This window comes from Arthrobacter sp. H41 (genome assembly GCF_000520535.1).
Taxonomy (GTDB): domain Bacteria; phylum Actinomycetota; class Actinomycetes; order Actinomycetales; family Micrococcaceae; genus Arthrobacter_D.
In genome coordinates this window covers 27,515-33,649 of the sequence record NZ_KI914777.1, presented here as the reverse complement: position 1 = coordinate 33,649, position 6,135 = coordinate 27,515, and the positions used below count along the sequence as shown (strand labels likewise).

Annotated in this window: 7 protein-coding genes; 4 read left to right on the top strand and 3 right to left on the bottom strand. The window is 67.6% G+C overall.

What is annotated here, in order from left to right; all coding sequences use genetic code 11:
* Window positions 1–533, top strand: a 533-nt coding sequence (locus Y705_RS17580) for a ferritin-like fold-containing protein (protein WP_081737802.1), incomplete at its 5' end; no start/stop codon positions are given.
* Between the two features lie 73 nt (window positions 534–606).
* Here the strand turns inward: Y705_RS17580 and Y705_RS0105045 are convergent.
* Both Y705_RS0105045 and Y705_RS0105040 read right to left on the bottom strand, forming a co-directional pair.
* Entirely contained in the window at window positions 607–831 is a 225-nt protein-coding gene (locus tag Y705_RS0105045) for a DUF3107 domain-containing protein (protein ID WP_026532058.1), read from the bottom strand.
* Between the two features lie 49 nt (window positions 832–880).
* Complete coding sequence (locus tag Y705_RS0105040) at window positions 881–1,501, bottom strand: TetR/AcrR family transcriptional regulator (protein WP_253908488.1); 621 nt, start codon at window positions 1,499–1,501, stop codon at window positions 881–883.
* A 105-nt stretch (window positions 1,502–1,606) separates the two neighbouring features.
* Between Y705_RS0105040 and moeB the strand changes: the two genes are divergently transcribed.
* Complete coding sequence (moeB, locus tag Y705_RS0105035; protein ID WP_049822304.1) at window positions 1,607–2,800, top strand: molybdopterin-synthase adenylyltransferase MoeB; 1,194 nt, start codon at window positions 1,607–1,609, stop codon at window positions 2,798–2,800.
* Window positions 2,801–2,832: 32 nt separating this feature from the next.
* Here moeB and Y705_RS0105030 read toward each other — a convergent pair whose 3' ends face one another.
* Window positions 2,833–4,212 (bottom strand): glutamyl-tRNA reductase, encoded by a 1,380-nt coding sequence (locus Y705_RS0105030; RefSeq protein WP_026532055.1) that lies wholly within the window; start codon window positions 4,210–4,212, stop codon window positions 2,833–2,835.
* Between the two features lie 182 nt (window positions 4,213–4,394).
* On the opposite strand from Y705_RS0105030, the gene hemE reads away from it, so the two are divergent.
* Together hemE and Y705_RS17575 are read left to right on the top strand one after the other, a co-directional pair.
* Window positions 4,395–5,462, top strand: a complete 1,068-nt coding sequence (gene hemE, locus Y705_RS0105025; protein ID WP_026532054.1) for a uroporphyrinogen decarboxylase — start codon at window positions 4,395–4,397, stop codon at window positions 5,460–5,462.
* Window positions 5,459–6,135, top strand: a 677-nt coding sequence (locus Y705_RS17575) for a protoporphyrinogen/coproporphyrinogen oxidase (RefSeq protein WP_155849932.1), incomplete at its 3' end; no start/stop codon positions are given. The genes hemE and Y705_RS17575, both read left to right, overlap by 4 nt.

Genomic DNA, 6,135 nt, shown 5'->3' with positions numbered 1-6,135 from the left:
GGGCGGGGCTCGGCCGGCTCGCGGTCCTCGAGTTCGAACACTTCGAGATGGTCAGCAGCCATCTTTCCGGATTGGGCGTCGACGTCGAGGAAGCGATGGCGCCGTTCCAGGCGTCAGTGGACTCGTTCCACGAACGAACCCGACCGGGCGACTGGTATGAGTCGCTCATGAAGGCCTACGTGATCGACGCCATCTCGGGAGACTTCTACAGGGCGCTCGCCGACCGGCTGGACCCGGACACCCGCTCCCTGATCGGCAGTATCGAGTCCGGGGAAGGGTCTCCGCTGCTGTACCGGCGGCTCAAGGAAGCGCTTGCCGACGATCCCCGGCTGGCCTCGCGCCTGGCCCTGTGGGGAAGGCGGCTCGTGGGGGAGGCCCTGACCCAGGCGCAGCGCATCGGCATTGAACGGGAATTCCTCGGAGGCCTGCTGTTCGCCGACGCGTCGGACCACGCGGAACACACGACGGCGCTGTTCTCGCTCTTGACGCGCAACCATTCACGGCGGATGGGCGCGCTGGGCCTCACCGCGTAGCGGGCGGATCCGCGCTCTCTATCCGCCCGTTGAACCTAGAGGGCGAACCTACAGGGCGTTTCCGCCGCTGAACCTAGAGGGCTCCGAAACCGACGCGGCGCTGTTCCTCGGCTCCGATTTCCACGTAGCCGAGGACCGACGCCGGCACGATGACCTGCCGTCCCTTGCTGTCGGTGAGCCGAAGCTCGGTGCCCCCCGTGATGGCCTTCGACACGACCTCGGCGAGTGCCTCTGCCGTTTCCGAGGATTCCAGAACGATTTCCCGGTTGACGTTCTGGATACCGATTTTTACTTCCACGGCGGGTGCCTCCTGTGTAGTGAACCTATAGACCTCTTGGAAACCTACTCTAGATTTCCTTGGGGAAACGACTAATTCCGCGCCAAGCTAAACGGTAGATAAGTTCGCTGGCGGAGTCGATGTCGAGGCTGCCGTCCGTCTCGAGCCAGTAGCGTGCGCTGACCTGCGCCATGCCGGCAAGGCCCCGCCCCAGGAGGGTGGCCTCGACCAGGGACAGCTGGGTATCCTCGGCGATGATCCCGGCTATCGAGTTGGCGAAATGGGCGTTGAACTCCTCCAGCCTGCTGCTGACGTCGGGGTCATTGCTGACGTCCGATTCGAAGACGAGCCGGTGCGCCTGGCTGTCCTGTGCGATGAACTGGAAGTAGGCGCGCATCGTCGCATGCACGCGCAGCTTGTTGTCCTCGGTGGAGCGCATGGCCTCGACGAGCAGGGCGGTCAGGGCGGCGAGGTGGCTTTCGAGAAGTGCCAGGTAGAGCTCGCGTTTGCCGGGGAAATGCTGATACAGAACGGGTTTGCTGACCTTTGCCGCCTCGGCGATGTCGTCCATCGCCGCTCCGTGGTATCCATGCACCACGAACACCTCGTGAGCTGCGTCCAGTAACTGGCGCCTGCGTTCGTCCCTGGGGAGCCGGAGGGCCTTGCCTCCCGGTGCTGCTTCTGCGCCCACGTGCCGCACCCTTTGCTCGCAGTAGTTGTCCGCCCCAGTTTACCCATCAGGCAGCAGCAGCCGCGTCCCGGTGGGCGGAAGTCGTCCGGAGGAATAGATTGGAGCATGAGCGTTTTCAGCCCCTCCGAGCGAAGCCCCGTCCTGCCCCCGCTGGTCGAGCCGGCTGGTGAAATCACCCGGGAGGAAGCGCTCCGGTACTCCCGCCACCTCATCATCCCCGAATTCGGGCTGACGGCCCAGAAGCGCCTCAAGAACGCCCGGGTGCTCGTGATCGGGGCGGGAGGGCTCGGCTCGCCGGTCCTGCTGTATCTGGCCGCAGCCGGAGTAGGAACGCTCGGAATCGTCGACGACGACGTCGTCGAGGTGTCCAACCTGCAGCGCCAGGTGATCCATGGTGTGGGAAACGTCGGCGAGGAAAAGGCGGAGTCCGCGCGGCAGAGCGTCGCGGAAGTCAATCCGCTCGTTCAGGTGCACCTTTTCCCTGCCCGTCTGACCGCCGACAACGCACTGGAGATCTTCGCCGGATACGACCTCGTGGTGGATGGCACCGACAATTTCGCTACGCGGTACCTCGTCAACGACGCCGCTGCAATTCTTGGCATCCCCTACGTCTGGGGGTCGATCCTGCGCTTCGACGGCCAGGTCAGCGTGTTCTGGGAGAAGTATGGGCCGGGCTACCGCGATCTGTATCCGGAAGCCCCGCCTCCCGGCTCGGTCCCCTCATGCGCTGAAGGCGGCGTGCTGGGGGTGCTGTGCGCGCAGATAGGGTCGGTGATGGCCAACGAGGCCATCAAGCTCATCACGGGAATCGGACGCACCCTGCTGGGCCGGGTGCTGGTGTTCAACGCGCTCGAGATGTCGTGGCGCGAGGTCCGGGTGCGGCGGGATCCGAACGCCCTGCCCACCACCGAACTGGTGGACTACGAGGCGTTTTGCGGGCTGCCCGCCGCGGATGGAACAGCAGCGGCGGTACCGACGGTCACCGTGGAAGAGCTCGCCGTGCTGCTCGGGCAGCGCGCAGCCGGGAAGGCGGACTTCAGCCTGCTGGACGTCCGCGAGCCGGGTGAGTACGACGTCGTGCGGATCGACGGAGCGGAGCTGGTTCCGAAGGACCGCATCCTCGGCGGGGAGTACCTCCCGGAGGGCGACCGCCCGGTGTATGTGCACTGCAAGGCCGGCAGCCGTTCAGCCGACGTGGCCCGATACCTTGCACAGCAGGGCTATGAGCGGGTGTATTCGGTGGAAGGCGGCATCCTCGAGTGGGTCGAACGGATCGAGCCGCACAAGGCGGTGTACTGAGACGCACGGCCACGCGGTGGTGGAACCGGTGCTTACGCCGACTCCGCCGCAGGAGGCTGGTGTACCGGGCAGCGGGCTGCACTCAGTTCGGCGGCGTCCGATGCGGTGGCGGCGTTGTCGGCGCCCGCTCCGGCAGCCCGCGCCGTCGTGCTGGCCGAAGGTGCTACGTCGATCCCGTACAGCGCCTCCAGCGCAGCCAGATAGTCGTCCTGGCGGCCTTCGGCTGCAAGCTCACGTGCGCGGACAGTGGGAACATGGAGCAACTGCCGCACCATGCGGCGGAGGGCGAATTCCACCTCTTCGGCCGCTGCGGTACAGCCGTGCTGCGCGCGGACGCGTTCCATCTCCGAGTCCAGCGCTTCCTGGGTGTGTTTCCGGAGGGCGACGATGGCGGTGTTCATGGCACGGCTGTTCTGCTGCTCCTCGAAGCTGCGCGCGGCGTCCTTCACCAGGCGTCCCGCCTGCTGGAGGGCATCGGCCTGCTCCTCGGGCGCGGCGAGCCGGACCGACTCGAGGGTGATGAGCTCGACGTCGTCGAGGTTTGCCACCGCTGGATCGAAGTCATGGCTCAGGGCGAGGTCGATGATGACGAGCGGCCGCGCCGAACCGCGCCGGACCCGCTCGAGGTCAGCCGCTTCGATCCTCGCGTCGCTTCCGCTGCAGCCGATGACGACGTCGGCCTCCCGAAGGGCGGCGGGCAGCTTTTCCGCCGTGAGCGCAGTGCCTCCCCGCGTCGAGACGAAACTCTGGGCACGGCCGGAGGATGAGAAGACCGAGATGCGGCTGCATTTCTTCTCCTTCAGCAATGCCATGGTGGCGCCGGCGTAGGCGCCCGTTCCGAAGAGCACCACGGATTTGGTGGTCCAGTCCGCGTCCCCAGACACGTCGCCGGCAAGTTCGAGGGCGACGGAGACGATCGAGCGGCCCTGGCTGCCGAGGACGGTCTGTGCGCCGACGTCCTTCGCGGTGCGCGAGGCGGTCTGGAACAGGCGGACCAGACCGGGACTGGCGGCTCCGGTCGACTGGGCGTCGATCAGGGCCCGGCGGACCTGCCCGGCGATCTCGCGCTCACCCACGACGGCGGAGTCCAGGCCTGCGCTGACGGCGAAGAGATGCTCGGCTACCGCTTCGCCGGTATTGGTGACGAAGGAGGACGATACGGAGGCGGCGGGAATGCCGGAGTAGTCGCTGATGGTGGAAACGATGGCCGAACGGGCAGCTTCGACGTCGTCTTCGGACGGGGCCTCGCCGTAGATCTCGAAGCGGTTGCAGGTGGCCAGGACCACGGCGCCTGATACTGCGCGTCCATCGGCAAGCACGGCCGAGGGGACCTGGGGCGCCCCGACGCTGAGCCGGGCAACGGTTTCCAGGTCTACATTCGAGTGCGTCGCAACAAGGGATAGTAGAACCACAACCCGACAAGCATAACGAGCGGGCACCCGCCGGCAGTAATAGGTTCGCCTTACCCGGGTCTTGCCTTTTGCGTACTTCCGCGGAAAATGGGGGCGCGGCGCGCACGTGAGATTGGACACCAGCGGCGTCGGACGCCGGGCGGGGGTTAACGATCTCTGACGATCAACGGCAGAATCAGGGTATGAACCTTGGAGCAGCACATCCGCTGATGGACGGCCGCACGGCTGAATCAGCCCTCATCTCCGCCTACCGCGGGCTTGCGCCACACCGTCGTCCGGTGTGGTTCATGCGCCAGGCCGGACGTTCCCTGCCCGAGTACCGGGCGCTGCGCGAGGGAACCAATATGCTCGAATCGTGCCTCGACCCGGAGATGGCCTCCGAGATCACCCTCCAGCCGGTGCGCCGGCACGACGTCGATGCCGCTATTTTCTTCTCCGACATCGTCATTCCGCTCAAGCTGGCGGGTGTGGACGTCGACATCGTGCCCGGCGTCGGGCCTGTGCTGGGCACGCCCATCCGCAGCGCCGCCGATGTTGCCGCGCTGCCGGTCCTCACCGACGCCGCCCTGGAGCCCATTCGGCAGGCCGTCGCACGAACCGTTGCGCAGCTGGGCTCGACGCCGCTGATCGGGTTCGCGGGCGCCCCCTTCACCCTCGCGGCCTACATGGTCGAGGGCAAGCCGTCCCGCGACCACCTCGGGCCCCGCACGATGATGCACGCCGACCCCGACACGTGGCGGGCCTTGACCGAGTGGGCCGCTGACGCGTCAGGCCGCTTCCTCCGGGCCCAGCTGGAGGCCGGAGCGTCAGCCGCACAGCTCTTCGACTCCTGGGCGGGCTCGCTCGGCCTTGACGACTATGTTCGGCACGTCGCGCCGGCCTCCTCCCTCGCGCTCGACCACGTCCGCGGTCTGGGCGCCCCGCTGATCCACTTCGGCACCGGCACCTCGGAACTGCTCGCGGCCATGTACGACGTCGGCGTGGACGTGGTGGGCGTCGACTATCGGCTTCCGCTGGCCGAGGCCAACCGGCGGTTGGGCGGCAGGGTTCCATTGCAGGGCAATATCGATCCGGCACTGCTCCAGGCTCCGTGGGAGGTACTGGAGAAGCATGTGCGGGAGGTACTCGACTCGGGTTCCGCGGCGCCCGGGCATGTGGTCAACCTGGGTCACGGGGTGCCGCCGGGGACCGACCCGGAAGTACTGACCCGGGTGGTCGAACTGATCCATTCGGTATCCCCACCGGCATGAGCGGACCGGCCAGAAGCGGAACCGCGCCGGCTCCCGGCTCGTCAGGCAGAGGCGGTCATGTGCCGGTCGTCGTCGTGGGTGGGGGGGTGGCCGGACTCGTCGCGGCCCGGACCCTTGCCCGGCGCGGGCTGCAGGTGACGGTCCTCGAGGAGTCGGCGCGTTTCGGCGGCAGTGTGGATTCGCGCGAGCTCGGCGGGTTCCGGCTCGACAGCGGCGCCGAATCCTTCTCCACTCGCTCCGCCACGGTTCCCGGGCTCGCCGCCGAGCTCGGTCTCGAGGCCGAGCTGGTGGTTCCCGAAGCGGCGGGCGCGTGGGTCCAGCTTCCGGGTAAGGACCTGCAACGCAGTGCGCAGCCCCTGCCCAGTTCGGGAGTGCTCGGCATTCCGGCAGACCCGACCGACGCCGGGACCGCGGCGGCGATCGGCCGGGCGGGTGTGCTCCGGGCATCCCTGGACAGGATGCTTCCACCCGGCTCCCTCGCCACCCGTCCCGGTGTCAGCCTCGGCGAACTCGTCCGGACACGCATGGGGGAGGAGGTCCTGGACCGCCTTGTCGCTCCCGTTGCGGGAGGGGTGTTCTCAGCGGATCCGGATACCCTCGACGTCGATGCGGTGGCACCCGGACTGCGGGCGGCCATGGGCCGGCTGGGCTCGCTCGGTGCCGCGGCCGGTTC

What these genes read in the sequence shown, in the direction of transcription:
- moeB (WP_049822304.1), top strand. Translation starts at nt 1,607, where the DNA reads ATGAGCGTTTTCAGCCCCTCCGAGCGAAGCCCCGTCCTGCCCCCGCTG.
- hemE (WP_026532054.1), top strand. Translation starts at nt 4,395, where the DNA reads ATGAACCTTGGAGCAGCACATCCGCTGATGGACGGCCGCACGGCTGAA.